This is a genomic window from Aureibaculum flavum (assembly GCF_016406085.1).
In the GTDB taxonomy this organism is placed as follows: Bacteria; Bacteroidota; Bacteroidia; order Flavobacteriales; family Flavobacteriaceae; genus Aureibaculum; species Aureibaculum flavum.
This window is the reverse complement of sequence record NZ_JAEHFJ010000008.1, coordinates 75,769-96,356: the sequence shown is the minus strand read 5'-3', so window position 1 is coordinate 96,356 and position 20,588 is coordinate 75,769. Positions and strand designations below refer to the sequence as shown.

Below are 20,588 nucleotides of genomic sequence, written 5' to 3'. Positions count from 1 at the left end.
TTTAAGCGTTGGTATAGTTTCCGATAGCTGACTTATAACGTTCTAACAACAGGGCAACGGCATCCCAATTGGCTGCTTTTTTTCGATGATTAACCGCAGATTGATTTATACCTAGTATTTCTGCAACTTCCGTTTCCTTTTTACCTTTAAGTAAATAATAAGCCACCTCAGCAGATGCGACACTCCATTTACTTGTTACACTATCTAACAAAGCAAAATGCACATTAAACTCATCATTTAAATTTTCATCAGCCGTTTTTAATAGTAAACGTGGATAATCTCCTTTCATACTATCTAATGTTCTTCCCGAAAAATGGAACGCTTCGCCATTAGATTCTAAAATTGATTCTCTTTTTAAATTAATATTACCAATACCTATAGCAATTCTAAAATCTGTTAACCCACTTATTTTCTTATTTTTTGCTGGAATTTTATTAACGGCTGTCTTTACCGTAAGCACCAATTCTAATGCTCTTGAAGAATCTAGCACAACACCCTGAAAACTATCGCCTCTAAATATTTTAAAATCCGCATCATAGGCAGTTCGAAAGTATTCAAATTCTGTATTTACCACATTAAGTATCGCATCTAAATGCTGCGGTGGATAGTTGGTAGAGTCTATTAGGTCTCCTGTAATTACGGTTTTCATACTACAAATATATAAAAAATATTAGTCCACAGACTAATAATGACTAAATATTAGCCTACAGACTAATAATGACATAATATTAGCCTATAGACTAATAATACTTAATTGCTGTTTTTAGGATTTAAAGTATATTGCGTAATAATTTGATACATGGCTAAAACAGAATATAGTGTATATGTGATAGAGTTATCTAAACGTGTTTTTACCGACAACAGAAGGTTTAGAGCTGCCAACCCACAATTTAATGGCGTACTCCAGTGTCTTTATGTGGGTATGACCAGTAAGACCCCTGAAGACCGTTTCAAACAACACAAAACTGGCTATAGAAATAAAAAAGGGCATAAACTATCTTCAAATATTGTAGAAAAATATGGTATGTATTTACGTCCAAGTTTATATAATCATATAAACCCTATAAAAACAAGAGCTGAGGCCTTAAAAATGGAAGCCAAATTAGCATTAGACTTAAGAAGACAACGTTATGCCGTTTGGTTTAATTAAATCCCTACGCTAAACGGTAACTCCCCTTGAAAAAACGGGAAGGAATAGACATCCTTGATGTAAAGATTATCAGTTTTTAGTTTGTCATGACAATGCAAAAACATGCAACAATAGCCTTCAGAAGATTGCCACGCCACATCATCAATTCACATTAAACGAGTACGTTATTTTTATAATGCTCCTCGCAATGAAAGCACTAATCAATCAAAGAAACTCCATTCAAGTCTGTTGTTAAAATATCACTCATCAAATTAAAATATGGACGAATGCTTTTAAATGCAGTATTCACTTCATCCATAAAATTAGCTGAAAGTACCTCTTTATCTGTATATTTTTTAATGAACATAAATTGCTTTCTACGAATTAATTCTATGTTCTCATGTTCTTTACTAAAACCTTTTGGAGCGGTCTTAACAGCATCACCTACCATAGCTCCCCAAATGTTTTTAAAGCTTTTGTCATTAAGAATGTCATTAATTTCAGTAGCATCCAATTCAAACTCTTTACGAATACGCAACAAATCTTCTTTTTCAGGGTTCCAAAAACCAGTTGCTATAAAAGAATCACCTGGAGCAATTTGTAAATAATATCCTCCTCGTAATTTTGGTTTTATTCGGTTATAAGAACCACCAAAATGCGTTTTATACGGAGCTTTATTCTTTGAGAAACGTACATCTCTATAAATCCGAAACATTTTTAATTTATCAACCTCATCATGCTCTTGTATTTTTTTTAATAATTCATTATAGAATTGCTTTACCTCCGCCTCAATTTGCTTAAACTCTGGTTTACGTTCGTTAAACCAATCTCTATTATTATTTTTCTCTAGTTTTTTAAAAAAAGCAAATGCTTCTTGCGGTATTGTAGTCGCCATAAATTTATTTTATTCTTTCAAAGGTAAGCAAGATAATTTTAAAGGTCATTTATATAACTTCCATACAGGTCATTAAATCGATATCCTTTTGTAAATCTACTTTTATTTAATTTTTTATGCTCTACGAGTGCCCACAATACAAATTCTTTAAAGAAATAACGATCGTTTTCAGCAACCTCTGGTTGATACTTATCTATCAATACGTCCAATGCTTTAATTTTATCGAGTTCATTTTTATACATTTCATCGGTCATGTCATCCAGTAATTCAAAATTACTTTCTTCGAAAAACCATTGTATGATTTTATCATAAGGCGTAACCTCCTCTTTGTGTTGTAATTTTTGAATTTCAGGGAAATAATCTGGAAATAAGGTTTTAATTGCATCAGCAATCAAGGTTTTAGCTACAAAAGAAGCTCCTTCTTGCTCGCCTTCATATACCAACTCTACTTTACCAGTAATTGCAGGAATAACGCCTAAAAAATCTAATAATCGAACAGAGGTAGCACTATCAGAAGTTCGTATACTCCTACGTTCTGCCGTACTTAATAAATTCTCAAAAATAGTAATACTCATACGTGCACTTACACCACTTTTAGCATCTATATATTCACTTTCTCTCGCTTCAAAACTAATTTGTTCTAACAATTTCTTTGCGATGTCTGGCACATGGATTTTCTCCAACTGAGGTTTGTCTGCATTTGCTTCTTGATTGGTAATCTTTTGAGCAATTTCGATAGACTCCGGGTAATGGGTCAATATTTGAGATCCTATTCTATCTTTTAACGGCGTAACAATACTTCCTCTATTGGTATAGTCTTCAGGATTTGCAGTAAAGATGAATTGTAAATCTAAAGGCAATCGCAATTTAAAACCTCTAATTTGAATATCACCTTCTTGTAAAATATTAAATAAAGAAACCTGAATCCGAGCTTGCAAATCCGGCAACTCATTAATTACAAAAATAGATCTATTGGCTCTCGGAATCATTCCGAAATGGATCACCCGATCATCAGCATAGCTCAATTTTAAGTTCGCTGCTTTTATGGGGTCAACATCTCCTATTAAATCTGCTACCGTAACATCTGGTGTTGCTAATTTTTCATAAAAACGTTCATCTCTATGAAGCCATACAATTGGTGTATCATGTTGCTTTTCATTAATTAAATCAATCGCATAACGTGATAACGGTCTTAAGGGATCATCATTAATTTCAGAACCTTCTACAACAGGAATATATTCATCTAATAAATTAACCATTAAACGAGCCAAACGCGTTTTTGCTTGTCCACGTAAACCTAGTAAATTGATATTGTGACGCGAAAGAATAGCCGTTTCTAATTCAGGAATTACTGAATTTTCATAACCCCAAACACCTTCAAAGACATTTTCTTCTAATTTTATTTTTTCAATTAAGTTGTCTCTCAATTCATCTTTAATAGACTTTGATTGATACCCTGCTTTTTTTAAAGCACCTAATGTTTTTATATTTTCAATTTTCATATCGTCTTTTATCCTTTTAATCGTTTCTTTCTATTTTGTTCATAATCCTCAAAAATCATTTCTCCCAACCCTTGCAGACCCGTATAAAATGCTTTTCCTTGATTTGCTTGAGTAAATTCACGTACAAACTGCATTAAATATTGATCTTGAGCAATCATAAAGGTGGTAATAGGTATATGTAATTTCCGAGCTTGGCTCGCCATATTATAACATTTCTCAACAATAAATTGATCTAAACCATTGCTGTTTTTATAATACTGACCATCAGGCATTCGCAAACAACTTGGCTTACCATCCGTTATCATAAAAATTTGTTTATTCGTATTCCGCTTTCTGCGGAGCATATCCATTGCCAATTGTAAACCAGCCACCGTATTTGTATGATAGGGCCCTACTTTTAAATAAGGCAAGTCTTTGATAGCTATTGGCCAGGCATCATTACCAAACACTAAAATATCTAAGGTATCTTTTGGATATCGTGTTGTAATTAATTCCGCTAAAGCCATGGCTACTTTTTTGGCTGGAGTAATACGATCTTCACCATATAAAATCATACTATGGCTAATATCTATCATTAAAACCGTACTCATCTGAGCCTTAAAGTTAGTTTCTTCTACCACTAAATCATTTTCGTTTAGTATAAACTCACCAATGCCATTATGTATTTGTGCATTTTTAATACTTTCCGTCATTGAGATATTATCAAGACCATCTCCATAGCGATAATTACGAAACTCACCTGTATGTTCGTCTCCTTGCCCAATACTTTTAGCTTTGTGATTACCAGAGCGACTTCTCTTTAAATTGCCAAAAATTTGATCTAATGCCTTTTGCCGAATGGCACGTTCTGTTTTCGCAGTAATGGTCATACCACCACCCTTTTCAGGATCAACTTCATCGCGTAGGTATCCCTTCTTTTTAAGATCTTCAATAAAATCATCAAGGGTATACTCAGCTGTAGTCAAATCATACTCCTTATCTAGTTGTGCTAGCCAGTCTAAGGCCTCTTCAACATCACCAGAAGTATGTGTAATCAACTCTTTAAAAATTTCAAAGAGTTTATCAAAAGGAGAAATATTAGGAGCTTCGTAGTTTTCGAAACGTAACCCTTTTTTAAAGATGTTATTCATCGTATAAAAATAGGAACAAAATATTACAATAACTCTAACAAAATGTTAATTAATGCCGTGTCTTTAACACTTCAACAACATCATTTAGTTTATATCCTTTCGCCTGTAATAGTATAAGATAATGAAAAAGTAAATCAGCAGACTCATTTAAAAACAAATCGTCATTGTCATCTTTTGCTTCAATAACCACTTCAACAGCCTCCTCACCAACTTTTTGAGCTATTTTGTTCATGCCATCTTCAAATAGTGAAGCCACATAGCTTTTCTTTCCATCTGAATTTTCTTTTCTGTCCGTGATAACCGATTCTAATTCTGATAAAAATCCGAAAGTTGTTTTGTTATCTTCTCCCCAACAGGTATCCGTTCCTTTATGACAGGTAGGCCCAACTGGAACAACACTTACCAATAAGGTATCATTATCGCAGTCTAGCTTTATATCCACTAAATTTAGAAAATTTCCACTTTCTTCACCTTTAGTCCATAATCTATTTTTAGTCCTACTAAAAAAAGTTACTTTTTTACTATCAATAGTTTGTTGATAAGCTTCGGCATTCATATAGCCCAACATCAATACATTTTTTGTCAATGCATCTTGAATTATTGCGGGTACTAATCCGTCACTATTTTTATTAAAATCGATCTCCATGTTCTATTAATTATAACCTTACAGGAATATTATGCGATTGCAATTCCTTTTTTAATTCGTTAATTTCAATTTCTTTAAAATGAAAAACACTTGCTGCTAATGCTGCATCAGATTTTCCGTCTACAAAAGTATCAATAAAATGTTGATTAGTACCTGCTCCACCCGAAGCAATTATCGGGATATTTAATTCCGTTGATAATTTGGCCAATGCCTTATTTGCGAATCCGTTTTTAGTACCATCATGATCCATAGAGGTAAATAATATTTCACCAGCTCCTCTTTGCTCTACCTCTTTTGCCCATTCAAACAAATCTAATTCCGTAGGTACCTTTCCTCCTACTAAATGTACGGTCCATTTTCCATCAATTTGTTTTGCATCTATAGCAACTACAATACACTGACTGCCAAATTTAGCTGATAATTGATTGATTAAATCAGGATTTTTAACGGCAGACGAGTTAATAGATACTTTATCAGCTCCACATTTTAAGAGTACATCAACATCTTCAACTGAAGAAATTCCACCACCAACAGTAAAGGGTATGTTTACTTTTTCAGAAACATGTAATACTAAGTCGGCCAATGTTTTTCTTCGTTCTTCAGTGGCAGAAATATCTAAGAATACCAATTCATCGGCACCGTTTTCAGCATAAATAGCCGCCAATTCTACTGGATCTCCAGCATCTCTTAAATCGACAAAATTAACACCTTTAACAGTGCGTCCGTTCTTGATATCTAAACAAGGTATGATTCTTTTTGTTAACATGATTTCTTTTACTCTCGCATCAGCGAGAATGCTTTTAAATTAATTATATATTCTGAATTCCAGTTTTAGAATAACCCTTTGAAACTTCATAAAACCTCGCTTTATTATACTATTCTTCAGATGGTGCACCTCATTGACTAAAAATTTATTTTACAATTAGGTAAAGCTTCTTTAATTCTTAATTGTTCTTGTTCTGAAAAATTATTATTCTCTAAATTTAGACGTATTAATTTTTTTAAATTACCAACAGACGCTGGCATTTTTGTAAGTTGATTAGAATTTAAATCTAGATATTTTAAATTGCTTAGTTTCCCAAAACTTTCAGGCAATTCAACAAGCTTATTATGAGATAAACTTATGGCTGTTAAAACTGTTATATTTCCAATAGAGTTTGGTAAACGCTCTAATAAATTGTTCTTTAGGTCTATTTCTTTCCAATTTACATTTCCTATAGACTCAGGTAGCGATTTAATTAAATTATTATCGAGGTCAATACCTTCTAATTTTAATTGATCGATAGCCTCTGGTAATGCTGTTAATTTATTCCTATGAAGGTTTAAATCTACTAGATTAGGAAGTTTACATAGGGTATCAGGAATACTAATTAATTTATTATTTCCTAAATCTAACACTTCTAATGAAATTAGATTCCCCATGGTCTTTGGCAGTGTTATTAATTCATTACCACTCAGGTTTAATACTTTTAGTGTGCTTAATTTTCCAATACTACTAGCTATTTTTTTAACTTTATTATTCGGAATCTGTAATTTTTCTAACGTTTTAGAATTACATAAAGATGCTGGTAATTCTTCAATTTGATTGTTCCATAAATTTATCTTTTTAATAGATTTCATTTCGCCCAACCAATAAGGCAACGTCTTTAGATTATTATAAGCTAAGAATAATTCTTCTAAACTATGTAAGGACTTAATAGTTGTTGATATACTTGAGAGTTCATTTTCAGATAAATCTAAAGACTTAAGATGTTGTAATTTCACAAAAGACGCTGGCAACTTATTATGAAATATTCTACCCAAATCTAATTTCTCTAAATTTGATAGATTCCCAAAAGCTTCTGGTAATAATATACCTCTATTTAAATTTAAATTTAATTCTTTTATAGCACTTAAATCACCTATGCTTTTAGGTAATGTTTTTAAGCTGTTATGTCGCAAATCTAAAAATTCTAGCTGTTGTAAATTTTTAATTGATTCCGAAATTTCAGTTAAGTTATTAAGTGATACATCTAGTTTTTTTAATTTTTTCAGTTCCCAAATTCCATCGGGTAAACTGTTAAGATGCCTGTATGATAATTTTAATGTTTCAATGGTAAGATCTTCTAATTCGGAAGGTAATACTACTTTTTCTTTTTTAACAGATTCGTTAATTTCCGAAACTTCAACAACGGTTTCCACTTTCTGAGCATTAGTTATAAATACCTGAAAGACAAGCAACACCGTAAGTATTATTATTTTTTTCAACGTATCTCTATTTTAATATAAATTCTTCTAATTGCTTCAAACTTATTCTATTTTCATAGATAGCTTTTCCTATAATAGTACCTTCACAACCTAACTCAGCTAGCTTAGGAAGTTCATCAAAAGTTGAAATACCTCCAGAAGCTATTAAATTAATTTCTGGCACTTCTGATAACAGCCGTTTATACAATTCAAATGACGGACCTTCTAACATCCCATCTTTACTAATATCTGTACAAATAACATATTTTATACCTTCTTCTTGATACCCATGCACAAAAGGAATCAATTCTTTATCTGACTCTTCTAACCATCCGCTTATCGCAATTTTTTCACCTAAAGCATCAGCACCTAAAATAATTTTATCTGCACCGTATTTTTGAATCCAACCTTTAAAAGTCTCCGGATTTTTTACCGCAATACTACCGCCAGTAATCTGATTTGCACCACTGTCAAATGCAATTTTAAGATCGTCATCCGATTTTAATCCACCACCAAAGTCAATATGTAAACTTGTTTGAGAAGCAATCTTCTCTAAGACCTTATAATTGACAATATGACTTGCTTTTGCACCATCTAAATCTACCAAATGTAAATGCGTGATGCCATGTGCTTCAAATTGCTTAGCCACTTCTAGTGGACTTTCATTATATATTTTTTTTGTAGCATAATCACCTTTCGATAATCGTACACATTTACCATCTATGATGTCTATGGCGGGAATAATTCTCATTTTTTCTTATATTTTAAATAGGGATTACACCCATAAAGTCCACTACAAGGGACAATCTTACAATTAAACTTCTACAATTATAAACTATCTCGGCACCTCTACAGATTGAACTATCATTTCTATTACTTTATCTGTGGTCATTCCTTCCATTTCACGTTCTGGAGTTAGAATAATTCTATGTCTTAAAACAGGAGTCATCGCTTTTTTCACATCTTCAGGTATTACAAAATCACGACCATTAATGGCGGCAAAACCTTTAGATGCCATTAACACGGCAATACTTGCTCTTGGCGAACCTCCTAAGTATAAATGTGGATGATTTCTTGTTTTAATAATGATTTCTGCTATGTATTTAATAATCTTTTCTTCAACTAAAATTTCATAAATCTTACTTCTATACTCGGCTAAATCTTTTTCAGACAGTACTGATGTCACTTGTGATTGTGGTGATGCTCCTTTACGATTATTGTGAGACTGAATGATCAACACCTCTTCCTCTAAATTTGGATAGCCCACATTAATTTTAAATAAAAAACGATCTAATTGAGCTTCTGGTAACGCATACGTTCCTTCTTGCTCTATAGGATTCTGCGTGGCCAATACCATGAACGGTGGTGGCATTATATATTTAGCACCATCTATTGTTATTTGGCGTTCTTCCATTACCTCAAACAAAGCCGCTTGTGTCTTGGCTGGTGCACGATTAATTTCATCTATCAGTACGAGATTAGAAAATATGGGTCCTTTTTTAAACTCAAAATCCGATGTTTTCATATTTAATACTGATGTACCCAATACATCTGAAGGCATTAAATCGGGTGTAAACTGAATTCTATTAAAATCTGTAGCAATCGTTTTTGCTAATAACTTAGCCGTAACTGTTTTTGCGACTCCAGGAACCCCTTCTATCAGTACATGTCCATCTGCCAAAAGTGCTACCAACAGCAATTCCATAAATTCTTCTTGCCCCACAATTACTTGATGTAATTGCTCTTTTATTTGCTCTACCGCAACTCTTAACTTACTTAAATCTATTCTGCTATTAAAATGTAAGCCTTCTTCTGGAGTTTGTTCCGTGTTTTCCATGTCTATACTGGATTTTTAAATTTTTCTATTAAAGAATTAAGACCTATCAATTCTTCCTTTGTAATTGTATTTTTTTGATGAATTATTTCTATCTGTTTAAAAAGCTTTTTTACATCGTCCAATTTATGTCCACTTCTTGAAGCTACATAATTATAAAAACTATCATTAATGGTTACCGTTGGTACATGTAATTTAGTGCGAATATACTCTAACAAATAGGTAATCTTATGTTCTGCAATATTTTTATGTTCTGACTTTTCGTAATACATATTTGCTATGGTACGCGTAAATGCCAACGTTTGATTTTTTAATGGTGTAAGAATCGGAATATAACGCTGCTTGCGTTTCCCTTCGAAAATAATAAAAATTAGCACCCCTATCAATGTGATATAATAGGCCCATTTCAAACTTTTTGAACCTAATATGTATTGCATGGGCGATGTTATTTTGCTCTTGCCCGTTTTATAATAAGCATCCCAAAGTATGGGTTTTGAAGCATCTAAATAAGACAACAGTGAAGCAGTATATTGTTGGTTAGGCGATTTTAAAATATAATAATTGGTAAAAGCCTCAGGAAAAGTATGAAAATAAAAATTCCCTTTTCCATAGGGTTCTTTAAGGAAATTTATGCCTTCAGAAACCCGTTCCCCATCTGAATTTAAATAGCCTGTTATACCTAAGGCTATTGCCTTTAAGGTATCAATTTCAGAAAAAGTAGTGTTATAAAAACCTCTATCAAAACTAAATTCTTTCTTACTTAAATTTTTATTGTTAAGCTTAAAAAACACATCTTGCTCATATTCAACTGAAGAAATTCCCTCTGTTTTTAGATGTAAGGTATCAATATTAATGCCGTGTGTTGATATAAAGACGTCGTTACCTCGTTCTACAAATTGCAACAACTTGTTAAACTCATCTTCACCAAAATTTACTCCATCATTAATAAAAAAATAGGTTCCCATTTGGGTTGTGTCTTGCAAAAAGACATAAGGAGGAGTTATAATGTCTTGAATTTCTGTATCAGGGAAAATAGTTTCTAATTCGTTACGCAACACATATGTTCCATAAGGTAATTTGTGGTTTGCAGCATAAGTAGGAAACCAATTTAAGGGCTTAGGTTTAACGCTTTCCAAATAAATAAAAGCCATAAACACTAGTATAGCAACTCCTAACAATATTTTAGATCTCTTACTCAAATTACTTTATCAATTTTGCAAGTTCATTTAATTGATTTTCTGCTTTTACAAACTCCGTTTCATTCAATTCAAAATTTCCATACCAAACAAAATCATACAGATAAGTGCCTGACGCAAACTTATGTTTTAAAGTTTCAGATGTTATTTCCTTAATATAATCTTCGTTTGTTTTTTGTTGTTGCCAATCAATGATCTCTGAGTTAGACAGCTTTTGTAAAACCATGAGGTAATAGTACCTTACTGCAAGTCTGTAATTTTTTTGAGCAATTGCATTTTTAATTAAATTAGGTAAGTCTTCACTCTTTATCAATTCTTCATCATTAGTTAATCGAACTGTTGATGTATTTGTAGAACCTGAAATAAGACTACTTGTATTCACTTTTAAAAAGAATTTTATCAATAAAAACAATACCACCGCTGCTATAGCATAGGGTATAATTCTAACCAAAAACCCCATAATACCAGTGGCAACCTCATTACCAAATATTGCTCTTAACATATTCAAAAACACTCGATACAACCAATCGAGTGCACGCTCTAACATGGAAGGCTCTCTTACTTCAACTTTATAATTGAAATTTTTATCCGCATTATAGTCGTCAAGGTTGTTAGTGTCAAACTTTTTTAATTCAATGGCTTGCTTATCTACCTGAACCTTTAGAGAGTCTTGTTGAGCATTACTGTATACAGTAACTAATACGAATATGTAAAATAAAATTTTTCTCAAAGGATTATTGACCTAAACTATCAATTTTTTCAATGGTTCCTGTTAAATTCTTTTGCTCATTTAAATCGTAATAAATAAAAACGGATGCTATTAATGTAATTGAAGACAATACGAATTTACCTATAAAGGAGATTATATTTAAACCCATACTAATTGGGTCATTAAGCGTCATTACAATTTCTGTAGGATCATTACTTCCAATTGTTGTACCTCCACTTATCAAGTCATAGAACATTGCAGGTATAGAAAACGCATATCCTAATATATTAACTAAAATAGTTACTACAAGTAACACCCCAAAAGTGTTCCACCATTGTTCTTTTATTAAGACAAAACAATGTGAGATACTTTCGCCAACACTTTTGTCTTCAAATACCATAATTGAAGTTGCTAAGGATAATACTACCCATAGATAAATACCTGGTAAATAACATAAAATAGTTCCAAAGATCACCATTAATACTATAAGAATACCTAAGCCTAAAAACTTAAATATATTTTTATATGTATTTGATTTCACATCCTCAATGTTCACCTCTCCATTATTTTCAATATAAGATTTTATATAATATAAAGAAGTTAAAGACACCATAATAAAGACTAACATAAATACAATAGCCATCAAGCCCATCCAACCAAATATGGGTCCCATTAACCCCAACACATCATTAGGGTTTGAACTATTGATCATACCCGCCATTTCACCTGCAACTCCTAGGTAATAACCTAAAATTACAACCATCAATATTGATCCAGCCAAAATGAAAGGACCTGCAATTTTTATAACTGCACTAAAATAAGACTTCCAATTTTCTCTAATAAAGGCAAAAGTATCATTGATAATTGCTCCTAAATCTCTTTCTTTTTTAAATTCAATAAAACTATGATTCTCCATATTCTTGATTTTGTTTGGTTAATTTAATTGGATAATAAACGTAATAATATAATATACTAAATAAAGAGGCCACTATAATTAATAAAGCCAACCAATCTGGCATTTCTGTATGTCTTGTCACAAATCCTTCTAAAAAACCAGCGACTATAAAAAACGGAATGGTACTTACCATAATTTTTAACCCCGCCTTGAAACTGCGTTTAAAAGAATCTAATCGGGTATACGTTCCCGGAAAAAGGAGACCATTACCTAATACCATACCAGCACATGAGGCTATAACTATCACCGAAATTTCAATGGTACCGTGTATCCATATCGTCCGGGTAGATTCCCAGAGTAAATCATTGTCGTAAAAAAAATATAAAAAGGAACCTAACATGATACCATTACGCATCATTATATACAGTGTTCCTACAGAGAATAACATCCCCAATAAAAAAGCATACATGGCTACTTTTATGTTATTAATGGTTATTGAAACCGCCATTGCCGTTTCGCCTTCCTGCTTATAAACAGCCATTGGATCTCCTTTCGCAATGTTTTCTAGCGTCATGTTCACATAAGAATCACCAAGTATAAGCCTTACAAAGTCACCATCTTTTGCAGCAGAAAAGGCACCTACTATGGTAAAAAATGCAAATACTAAAAACGCAATTAATAATTGTTTACGATGGGTATAAAACGCTAAAGGAAATTCTGTTTTAAAGAAACTAATAAGTCTATTCTTTCCTTCTTTTTTCGTTTTATAAATCTTTCTATGAGCAGTAGAAGCTACTGAATTTAAGTACTTTACGGTATTGCTTTTTGGATAGAAGGTTTTGGCATAACTTAAATCGTCTGTTATTTCTATATATAAATCAGATAATTTATCGGGCGAAATTTGTTGTTGGTTGGACAGCACATTTTCAAATAATTGCCATCTTTCCTTATGTTTTTTTACAAAAGCCGCTTCTCGCATTGCTATTTTTTAATTCTTTTATAAAAAGAAAAATCATATTTTAAATTGTAGATTCTTTTTATATTCGCCTGTTTTTAGTTTCCAAAACTATTTGTACAAATAAACGTAAAAATGGATAATTTTCAAATAGAAACCGCCCAAAATGTAAGCATTAATCAAAATGTTGCTAATGTGAGTACCAGAATAGGTTCTTATCTTATAGATCTATTGATAATTGTTGGGTATTATATCATAATGTATTTCATTTTAAATGCTATTGGTATTGAACAAAATATGGATTCTTGGCTCATACTTACCATCATGGGATTACCTATTTTCTTTTACAGCTTAATCTTTGAAGTTTTAATGAATGGACAAACACCTGGGAAATATGCCAATAAAATACGCGTAGTAAAAATAGATGGATCTAAACCTACTTTCGGAAGTTACTTAATACGATGGATGTTACGTTTAATTGATATAGACATCGCTTCTGGCTCTATAGCATTACTAACGTTATTATTAAATGGAAAAGGGCAACGTCTTGGAGATATTGCAGCATCTACAACGGTTATTTCAGAAAAAAAGCGAGTTACAATACACGATACCTTAGTAGCCGATATTCCTGATAATTATGTGCCCACATATCCTCAAGTTACCATGCTTTCTGACGCTGATATTCAGTCTATAAAAGAATTATACAGAACAGCCAAAAGAAAAGGAAATCATAATGTTATTGATAAACTACAGCAGAAAATTATTGAAATAACAGATATAAAAACGGACTCAAGAGCAATGGATTTTGTTGATGTTGTAATAAAAGATTATAATTACTATACACAACAATAAAAAATCAAATAGCAAAAACCAAAAATAAATTAAATGATTTCGTTTTCTTTTAATTGAGATGTGAACATTAGTTGTTATTTGATACTTGTAATATGTTTATTAATTTAACGCATGACTATATTTTATTCTTTAGATATTTTAGGTACCATAGCATTTGCTATTTCTGGTACGTTAACCGCAATTCATAAAAAATTTGATCCTGTTGGCGTTTTTATTATTGCCTTTGCAACTGCAATTGGCGGCGGAACCTTACGTGATGTACTCATTGGCAGAACACCAGTAGGTTGGATGCTAGATCTAAACTATGTATATGCAATTATTGGTGCTACAATTTTTGCAATTATTATGAGGAAAAAGATAGAATATTTAAGTACTTCCTTATTTTTATTTGATACCATTGGGTTAGGCATTTTTACTATTATTGGCACTGAAATTGGTCTTCAACAAAATTTGCATCCTATTGTTTGTGTCATTTTAGGAGTAGTTACCGCTACTTTTGGCGGCGTAATTAGAGATACTTTATGTAATGAAATACCAGTTATTTTCCATAAAAAAATCATCTATGCAAGTGCATGTGTTGTAGGAGGCATAACTTTTTTAGTTTTAACAAGATTTAATGTACCTGTAAATATAAATTACATTATTACTTCTTTAATTGTAATAGTAATTCGTCTTATTACTGCAAAATTCAAGTTGAGTTTACCTACATTTTCTACACGAGAATAATTTTTTAAAGCTAAAATAATATAAAACAATAATTATGGGTGGCGAAGGAAGCATGCAAAGTATGATTACTATTTTACGTAACAATAAAAACTTGCTACGTAAAAAAAGCTTCTTTAAAAGAGATCGTACATTTTTGAGTACTCGTAAAGAGTATTATAAAGCTTCAAAAGGAAAAATTAACTTAAAAAAAGCGAGTAAACAAGAACTAAAAATAATTAGAGAAAGGGTAATAAAGCAAAGAAAGTTTGAAAACATTAAGATTTGGTTTGTTACAATTTCATTGTTGTTGCCTATTCTATTTTTTATTCTATACTCAACAAATGTTTTTGAAAATCAAAAGTTGGATAATATTGAAGATCAGAAAGACATTTATTTAAAAGAACATATCAATACTTACAGCTATTATTTGGATGAAGGTGATAAGTGGATTGAAAAAAGACATTGGAATAATGCAATATATCGCTACCAACAAGCTGTAAAACTATTTCCAAATGAGTACGAAGCAAATTACAGACTTGCGTTGGCCTATAGTTATAATTGCAAATTTGACAAAAAAAATTGTGAAGCTGGGAAACGTCTTACTACTCGTTTATTGAAAAATTATTCTGAAGATAAAAATTTACAAAAATTAAAATTTGTTTTCGGTATAGCCCCATAATATAAGATTCATAATTTACCTAAACTAGAGATAACTAATTATCTAACTTTTGTTACTTTTGAAAAGGTTTATAAAAAATTATATAATAATCTCCCAATATTTTAAAAGTATTCTTAAATCAATTTTCACTTATAAGGCTTTAACTATAAAAGTTTAATCTAAATATTATTCTTGAGATTTTAGTACCTTTGAGTCAGAACCTTAATTTAAACCTCTTGAAAAAAAAACCTATCAGACACAGGAAATCAAATGCCTCTAAAAAAGCGGGCTTGCCTCCTGGTAGCATTACCTATATTGGTAAAGAAAGATCAGAAGCTGCTATATTAGAAATGATAAGTTATAATCCTCAGGAGCTTTCTAAAGTAAAATATGACACCTGTGCTGAGCTTCATAAAAACATGCAGCCCAATTCTGTAAATTGGATTAATGTTGATGGAATACATAATTATCAGCTCATTAATGAATTTCATGATATTTTTAACCTTGACAATTTGTTACTTGAAGATGTCTCTAACACCAATCAAAGGCCTAAAGTTGAAGAATATGAAAATTACCTCTTCTTATCTTTAAAGATGCTCCGTTATGACGAAGTGGAAAAAACCATTGATAGTGAGCAAATTAGTCTGGTTTTAAGTAAAGATTATGTCATTAGCTTTCAAGAAAAAACAGGAGATGTCTTTGGCCATATAAGAGAGCGGATTGAAGCTCCTAAAGGACAAATACGAAGTAAAAAAAATGACTATCTTTTTTATTCACTTATTGATTCTATCGTTGATAATTACTTTATTGCCATTGAAAATATTGGGAATGACCTGGAAGATTTGGAGGATGAAATCTTTAACGATCCCTCACAAAAATCTTTACAGAAAATTCATGCCTACAAAAATATTTTATTAGTATTGAGAAGGTCTATCTATCCTTTACGGGAATCTGTAAATAAATTACTTCGTGATAATGACAAATTTATTAGTCCGAAAAATATTAAATATTTTAATGATGTTCATGATCATACCATTCAAATTATTGACATCTTAGAATCTTATAGAGATGTTGTTTCTGGTCTAAAAGATAGCTACTTGTCTAGCTTAAGTCTTAAAATGAATCAGGTAATGCAAGTACTTACCATTATGGCTACCATTTTTATTCCGCTAACCTTTATTTCAGGTATTTATGGAATGAATTTTGAAACCATCCCTGAGTTAAAATGGGAATATGGATATTATTATTTCTGGGCCATTTCTATTGTTATCGGAATCGGTTTGTTATTCTATTTTAAGAAGAAAAAATGGTTGTAATAGCTCTTTAAATTCAAATTATTCTATACCTAAATGAACTTCAACTATATTTTATTTTTTGCAGTATTAATTTCTCAAAGTATCTCATCTCAAGAAAAAAGAGCCCGAGATTATGGTATTGAAATTGGCGTTATGAAAACGGGAAAACAAAACGCAATTACTGATGTGGATGGCGTAAAAGTAGGACACACTACTTTAATTGATGGTGATAGCATTAGAACCGGAGTCACCGCCATTTTACCACACGCCAAAAACATATTCCAATTAAAGATACCAGCAGCTATTTATATAGGTAATGGTTTTGGAAAATTAGCAGGATATAGTCAAGTAAAAGAATTAGGGAATATAGAAACCCCTATAATTTTAACGAACACCTTAAGTGTTCCGAAAGCCTCTGACGCATTGATTACATACACTTTAAACCAACCCGAAAACAATAATGTAAGATCGGTAAATTCCGTTGTTGGTGAAACCAATGATGGTTATCTTAATGATATTCAAGGAAGGCATGTTAAAGAAAAGCATGTGTTAGCCGCTATTAAAAACGCAAGTACTTCAAATGTAGAAGAAGGTAATGTTGGTGCTGGAACTGGAACTGTTTGTTTTGGATTTAAAGGTGGAATTGGAACTTCTTCTAGAATGATACCAGAAACATTAGGAGGCTATACCGTTGGCGTTTTAGTACAAACTAATTTTGGCGGCGTATTACAAATCAATGGTGCTCCCATTGCAAAAGAACTCAATAGCTACCCCTATAAGAATGAAATGGAAGCGGATGGTTCTTGTATGATTGTTGTAATTACCGATGCTCCCATCGGTTCAAGAAACTTGGAAAGAATGGCAAAAAGAGCCATGTTAGGTCTCGCAAAAACAGGTGGTATTGCCTCCAATGGAAGTGGCGATTATGTGATTGCTCTTTCTACAGCAAAAGAAAATTTAATTGATTCAAAAAATGACTCCGCTTTTTATCAACCTAAAGAATTAAAAAACGGTAAAACGACGCCCCTATTTATGGCAACAATTGAAGCTACTGAAGAAGCTATTATCAATTCACTGTTCGCAGCTAAAGATATGACCGGTAGAAATAACCATACCATTAAGGCTTTGCCTATTGCTGATATTTTAGATATTATGAAAAAATACAATCTAATTAGAGAAGAATAAAAAATTTCTTGTGCTTCTTATTTAGCCCTACCTCTATAATTTAATGTCTTACAGATATTTATAAAAAACACCCCTGTATTCAGGGTGCTCATTTTCACCAAAAACCAGCTTTTGTACACCTAGGTTTTCAGATACTTTTGTTTTAAATAATAAAAACAAACATCATGAAAATTTTTGCAACCCTACTAATCGTTTTATCATTAATTTCTTGTAATACTAAAGAAGTAGTGAACACCAATACTAAAGCGGATGACATCCAAAAAGAAAAATTATATTTAAGTCATGTAAAATTCACAAATGCCATTCAGGTCTATGGTGAGCCACAAATCAGTAATAAGAAAAAGGTAGCAGAAAAAAATCTTTCTGAAGAGCAATTAGCCATTGTAGATACCTATTTTCCAAATAAAGAATATAAGTCTAAAAAAGTATTTTTTCTTGAAGCTCAATGGAAAAGACCAACAAGCACAGAACTTACGGTATGGTATTTATTTATAGAAAATGAATGGAAACCAATTGAAGTTCGCACAAATGCGTAACCTATTAATTTTCATTCCGTTACTTAACTTACTACTTGCTAACCTATGATGATAAAATTTAAACATATTGTATTTTTAGTATTCTTATGGATTCTTATATTTTCTTGTGAAGATAAAAAGGATACCGTAATAAATTCAAAAGAAGAAACGCATGATGCTCTAGCAAAAAATGAAAAAACCGCTTTGCTTATTTCAAAAACAACAAAAGAATTAAATATGCTCTCTTTAACTGAAGCGACAGCAAAATATGGAACCCCTCAAGAAAAAGAAATCATTAAAATAACAGCAAATCATATTCCTTTTGATTTAGAAGCATTAATAAAAGAACAGTATCCAAACAAAGAATATCTAAACTATGAAATTGAAATCACAGCAGCTTCTTGGAAGGTACAAGAGCAATCATGGATTCAGGTTTGGTATACATTAAAAAACAAGGTGTGGATGCCTATTGATATCTTGGTTACCATTTAATTATGAAGCCAATTGCCTATTTTTTGTTCCTGATGTAGCTTGTATAATAATTGCAATACCCATTACCAAACCACAACCAATTAAATTCAACCATAAATAACTCAACATTGCCTTATCGCCTTGACTTTCTGGTAAGAACATTGTAAAATAATAAATTGCTATAACAATTACTTGTGTAATAAGTGCCGCTGTAAACACTGCATTACTCTTCACAAATTTTATAAAAAAGGCCAACAAGAACATACCTAACACATTGCCATAAAATATAGAACCTATAATATTTACCAATTGAATTAAGTTGTCAAATAAATTGGCAACACAGGCTATTAAAATGGCAATAATACCCCATAATAATGTAAACCATTTAGAAGCGAACATAAAATGTTTTTCAGATTTCTCACCAACAACATTCCGTTTGTATAAATCTAATGCGGTGGTTGAACCTAAGGCATTTAACTCTGATGCCGTTGATGACATTGCAGCTGATAATATTACAGCCAATAACAAACCGATAAGACCTCTTGGTAAATTATTTAAAATGAAATGAATAAAAACATAATCCTTATCATTAGCTTCTACTTTTATATCTTTTTCTATTGCAGCTTCTTTTATGAGAACCCTGGCAGCTTCCCTATTTTCCTTGTCAATAGTATTAATTTCAGATATTTGTTTACTCAAGTCTTCATTCTCCGTTTTTACAAATTCATTAATTAGCAATTGTTTCTTATCGAAAATCAATTCTTGTTCTTCCTGTAATACTTTATAATCATTAGCATAGGATGAGTTTAATACCGTCTCGGTAGCTATTGGACTAAAGTTCAAAGGAGTAGGATTAAACTGATAAAACACAAAAACCATTACTCCAACCAAGAGTATAAAAAATTGCATGGGCACTTTTAAGAAACCATTAAAAAGCAAACCTAATTGCATCTCTTTTATGGACTTACCCGAAAGGTAACGTTGTACCTGACTTTGATCTGTACCAAAGTAAGATAAGGCTAAAAAGCTTCCTCCAATAATACCACTCCAAAATGTGTATCGATTATCAAAATCAAACGAAAAATCTAATACTTTCATTTTATCACTAGCTCCGGCAATATCTAAAGCTTTTGTAAAGGTAACATCAGCTGGTAAGGCATTAACAATCATAAAAAAAGCAATAAACATACCTGTAAAAATAACTGCCATTTGACTTTTTTGAGTTACGCTCACCGCTTTTGTACCACCTGATACTGTATAAATAATCACTAAAATTCCTATGGTGATATTAAGCGTAATCAAATCCCAACCCAACACCGCTGATAAGATAATGGCTGGTGCGTAAATTGTAATTCCCGCAGCTAATCCTCTTTGAATTAGAAATAAAATTGCTGCCAAACTCCGCGTTTTTAAATCAAAACGACTTTCGAGATATTCATATGCGGTAAATACTTTAAGACGATGGTAAATAGGTATAAATACCAAACAAATAATAACCATGGCAATAGGCACGCCGAAATAGAATTGCACAAAGCCCATTCCATCATGAAATGCTTGGCCAGGAGTAGATAAAAATGTTATGGCACTCGCTTGTGTGGCCATAACTGACAAACCGATGGTCCACCATTTAGATTCGTTACCTCCTCGAATAAAATCTTGTACATTTTTACTTCCTCTAGTTTTGTAAACACCGTAGGATACTATAAAAATAAGAGTACAGATTAAAATTATCCAATCAATTTGCTGCATAGCTATTTTTTAAGAAAATAATTTCATTATTAAATAAAACA

General features: G+C 31.8%; 22 protein-coding genes. 8 read left to right on the top strand and 14 right to left on the bottom strand.

The features are described from left to right. Position 1 precedes the first annotated feature (1 nt). Positions 2–649, bottom strand: coding sequence for a SatD family protein (locus JBL43_RS15330; protein ID WP_198842283.1), 648 nt, complete (start codon positions 647–649; stop codon positions 2–4). 150 nt (positions 650–799) lie between these two features. Here JBL43_RS15330 and JBL43_RS15325 point away from each other — a divergent pair, with 150 nt between their 5' ends. Beyond that, positions 800–1,150 (top strand): GIY-YIG nuclease family protein, encoded by a 351-nt coding sequence (locus JBL43_RS15325; RefSeq protein WP_198842282.1) that lies wholly within the window; start codon positions 800–802, stop codon positions 1,148–1,150. Between the two features lie 196 nt (positions 1,151–1,346). Here JBL43_RS15325 and JBL43_RS15320 read toward each other — a convergent pair whose 3' ends face one another. The 12 genes from JBL43_RS15320 to JBL43_RS15265 all read right to left on the bottom strand — a co-directional run bounded on the left by JBL43_RS15320 (position 1,347) and on the right by JBL43_RS15265 (position 13,141). Then, a complete protein-coding gene (locus JBL43_RS15320; RefSeq protein WP_198842281.1) occupies positions 1,347–2,024 on the bottom strand; it encodes a DUF2461 domain-containing protein in 678 nt (225 codons plus the stop codon). A 38-nt stretch (positions 2,025–2,062) separates the two neighbouring features. Further along, positions 2,063–3,526, bottom strand: a complete 1,464-nt coding sequence (locus tag JBL43_RS20485) for a magnesium chelatase (RefSeq protein ID WP_233098806.1) — start codon at positions 3,524–3,526, stop codon at positions 2,063–2,065. Positions 3,527–3,534: 8 nt separating this feature from the next. Next, the gene (locus JBL43_RS15310; protein ID WP_198842280.1) at positions 3,535–4,656 is read right to left on the bottom strand and encodes a vWA domain-containing protein; all 1,122 of its coding nucleotides are present in this window, start codon (positions 4,654–4,656) and stop codon (positions 3,535–3,537) included. 49 nt (positions 4,657–4,705) lie between these two features. Beyond that, positions 4,706–5,302: a bifunctional phosphoribosyl-AMP cyclohydrolase/phosphoribosyl-ATP diphosphatase HisIE gene (gene hisIE / locus JBL43_RS15305; protein WP_198842279.1), complete on the bottom strand. Its 597-nt coding sequence runs from the start codon at positions 5,300–5,302 to the stop codon at positions 4,706–4,708. Positions 5,303–5,312: 10 nt separating this feature from the next. Continuing rightward, positions 5,313–6,068 carry an imidazole glycerol phosphate synthase subunit HisF gene (hisF, locus tag JBL43_RS15300; protein WP_138949413.1) on the bottom strand — a complete coding sequence of 252 codons (756 nt, stop codon included), beginning with the start codon at positions 6,066–6,068 and terminating at the stop codon, positions 5,313–5,315. Positions 6,069–6,205: 137 nt separating this feature from the next. Continuing rightward, positions 6,206–7,549, bottom strand: a complete 1,344-nt coding sequence (locus JBL43_RS15295; RefSeq protein WP_198842278.1) for a leucine-rich repeat domain-containing protein — start codon at positions 7,547–7,549, stop codon at positions 6,206–6,208. 7 nt (positions 7,550–7,556) lie between these two features. After that, positions 7,557–8,279 carry a 1-(5-phosphoribosyl)-5-[(5-phosphoribosylamino)methylideneamino]imidazole-4-carboxamide isomerase gene (gene hisA, locus JBL43_RS15290; RefSeq protein WP_198842277.1) on the bottom strand — a complete coding sequence of 241 codons (723 nt, stop codon included), beginning with the start codon at positions 8,277–8,279 and terminating at the stop codon, positions 7,557–7,559. 84 nt (positions 8,280–8,363) lie between these two features. Further along, positions 8,364–9,365: an AAA family ATPase gene (locus JBL43_RS15285; RefSeq protein ID WP_198842276.1), complete on the bottom strand. Its 1,002-nt coding sequence runs from the start codon at positions 9,363–9,365 to the stop codon at positions 8,364–8,366. A 2-nt stretch (positions 9,366–9,367) separates the two neighbouring features. Beyond that, entirely contained in the window at positions 9,368–10,513 is a 1,146-nt protein-coding gene (locus JBL43_RS15280) for a DUF4350 domain-containing protein (RefSeq protein ID WP_198842275.1), read from the bottom strand. Between the two features lie 49 nt (positions 10,514–10,562). Further along, positions 10,563–11,288 (bottom strand): DUF4129 domain-containing protein, encoded by a 726-nt coding sequence (locus tag JBL43_RS15275; protein WP_198842274.1) that lies wholly within the window; start codon positions 11,286–11,288, stop codon positions 10,563–10,565. Positions 11,289–11,292: 4 nt separating this feature from the next. After that, entirely contained in the window at positions 11,293–12,183 is an 891-nt protein-coding gene (locus tag JBL43_RS15270; protein ID WP_198842273.1) for a hypothetical protein, read from the bottom strand. Then, entirely contained in the window at positions 12,170–13,141 is a 972-nt protein-coding gene (locus JBL43_RS15265; protein ID WP_198842272.1) for a stage II sporulation protein M, read from the bottom strand. Before JBL43_RS15265 ends, JBL43_RS15270 begins: the two co-directional genes overlap by 14 nt. Positions 13,142–13,252: 111 nt before the next feature. Here JBL43_RS15265 and JBL43_RS15260 point away from each other — a divergent pair, with 111 nt between their 5' ends. The 7 genes from JBL43_RS15260 to JBL43_RS15230 all read left to right on the top strand — a co-directional run bounded on the left by JBL43_RS15260 (position 13,253) and on the right by JBL43_RS15230 (position 18,819). Continuing rightward, a complete protein-coding gene (locus JBL43_RS15260) occupies positions 13,253–13,969 on the top strand; it encodes an RDD family protein (RefSeq protein ID WP_198842271.1) in 717 nt (238 codons plus the stop codon). Between the two features lie 117 nt (positions 13,970–14,086). Then, a complete protein-coding gene (locus tag JBL43_RS15255; protein WP_198842378.1) occupies positions 14,087–14,695 on the top strand; it encodes a trimeric intracellular cation channel family protein in 609 nt (202 codons plus the stop codon). 34 nt (positions 14,696–14,729) lie between these two features. Then, on the top strand, positions 14,730–15,353 hold the full coding sequence (locus JBL43_RS15250) for a tetratricopeptide repeat protein (protein ID WP_198842270.1): 624 nt from the start codon (positions 14,730–14,732) through the stop codon (positions 15,351–15,353). 215 nt (positions 15,354–15,568) lie between these two features. Beyond that, a complete protein-coding gene (gene corA, locus JBL43_RS15245; RefSeq protein WP_198842269.1) occupies positions 15,569–16,648 on the top strand; it encodes a magnesium/cobalt transporter CorA in 1,080 nt (359 codons plus the stop codon). Between the two features lie 33 nt (positions 16,649–16,681). Next, positions 16,682–17,812, top strand: coding sequence for a DmpA family aminopeptidase (locus JBL43_RS15240; protein ID WP_198842268.1), 1,131 nt, complete (start codon positions 16,682–16,684; stop codon positions 17,810–17,812). Between the two features lie 164 nt (positions 17,813–17,976). Continuing rightward, complete coding sequence (locus JBL43_RS15235; protein ID WP_198842267.1) at positions 17,977–18,348, top strand: hypothetical protein; 372 nt, start codon at positions 17,977–17,979, stop codon at positions 18,346–18,348. A gap of 45 nt (positions 18,349–18,393) precedes the next feature. After that, positions 18,394–18,819, top strand: a complete 426-nt coding sequence (locus JBL43_RS15230) for a hypothetical protein (RefSeq protein WP_198842266.1) — start codon at positions 18,394–18,396, stop codon at positions 18,817–18,819. Here the strand turns inward: JBL43_RS15230 and JBL43_RS15225 are convergent, their stop codons facing one another. Beyond that, a complete protein-coding gene (locus tag JBL43_RS15225) occupies positions 18,820–20,547 on the bottom strand; it encodes a sodium:solute symporter family protein (RefSeq protein WP_198842265.1) in 1,728 nt (575 codons plus the stop codon). Positions 20,548–20,588 lie beyond the last annotated feature (41 nt).

Excerpts from the sequence above, each read along its gene's own strand:
- JBL43_RS15330 (WP_198842283.1), bottom strand. The coding sequence starts at position 649 with ATGAAAACCGTAATTACAGGAGACCTAATAGACTCTACCAACTATCCA.
- JBL43_RS15325 (WP_198842282.1), top strand. The coding sequence starts at position 800 with ATGGCTAAAACAGAATATAGTGTATATGTGATAGAGTTATCTAAACGT.
- JBL43_RS15320 (WP_198842281.1), bottom strand. The coding sequence starts at position 2,024 with ATGGCGACTACAATACCGCAAGAAGCATTTGCTTTTTTTAAAAAACTA.
- JBL43_RS20485 (WP_233098806.1), bottom strand. The coding sequence starts at position 3,526 with ATGAAAATTGAAAATATAAAAACATTAGGTGCTTTAAAAAAAGCAGGG.
- JBL43_RS15310 (WP_198842280.1), bottom strand. The coding sequence starts at position 4,656 with ATGAATAACATCTTTAAAAAAGGGTTACGTTTCGAAAACTACGAAGCT.
- hisIE (WP_198842279.1), bottom strand. The coding sequence starts at position 5,302 with ATGGAGATCGATTTTAATAAAAATAGTGACGGATTAGTACCCGCAATA.
- hisF (WP_138949413.1), bottom strand. The coding sequence starts at position 6,068 with ATGTTAACAAAAAGAATCATACCTTGTTTAGATATCAAGAACGGACGC.
- hisA (WP_198842277.1), bottom strand. The coding sequence starts at position 8,279 with ATGAGAATTATTCCCGCCATAGACATCATAGATGGTAAATGTGTACGA.
- JBL43_RS15285 (WP_198842276.1), bottom strand. The coding sequence starts at position 9,365 with ATGGAAAACACGGAACAAACTCCAGAAGAAGGCTTACATTTTAATAGC.
- JBL43_RS15280 (WP_198842275.1), bottom strand. The coding sequence starts at position 10,513 with ATGGCTTTTATTTATTTGGAAAGCGTTAAACCTAAGCCCTTAAATTGG.
- JBL43_RS15270 (WP_198842273.1), bottom strand. The coding sequence starts at position 12,183 with ATGGAGAATCATAGTTTTATTGAATTTAAAAAAGAAAGAGATTTAGGA.
- JBL43_RS15265 (WP_198842272.1), bottom strand. The coding sequence starts at position 13,141 with ATGCGAGAAGCGGCTTTTGTAAAAAAACATAAGGAAAGATGGCAATTA.
- JBL43_RS15260 (WP_198842271.1), top strand. The coding sequence starts at position 13,253 with ATGGATAATTTTCAAATAGAAACCGCCCAAAATGTAAGCATTAATCAA.
- JBL43_RS15250 (WP_198842270.1), top strand. The coding sequence starts at position 14,730 with ATGGGTGGCGAAGGAAGCATGCAAAGTATGATTACTATTTTACGTAAC.
- JBL43_RS15240 (WP_198842268.1), top strand. The coding sequence starts at position 16,682 with ATGAACTTCAACTATATTTTATTTTTTGCAGTATTAATTTCTCAAAGT.
- JBL43_RS15235 (WP_198842267.1), top strand. The coding sequence starts at position 17,977 with ATGAAAATTTTTGCAACCCTACTAATCGTTTTATCATTAATTTCTTGT.
- JBL43_RS15230 (WP_198842266.1), top strand. The coding sequence starts at position 18,394 with ATGATGATAAAATTTAAACATATTGTATTTTTAGTATTCTTATGGATT.
- JBL43_RS15225 (WP_198842265.1), bottom strand. The coding sequence starts at position 20,547 with ATGCAGCAAATTGATTGGATAATTTTAATCTGTACTCTTATTTTTATA.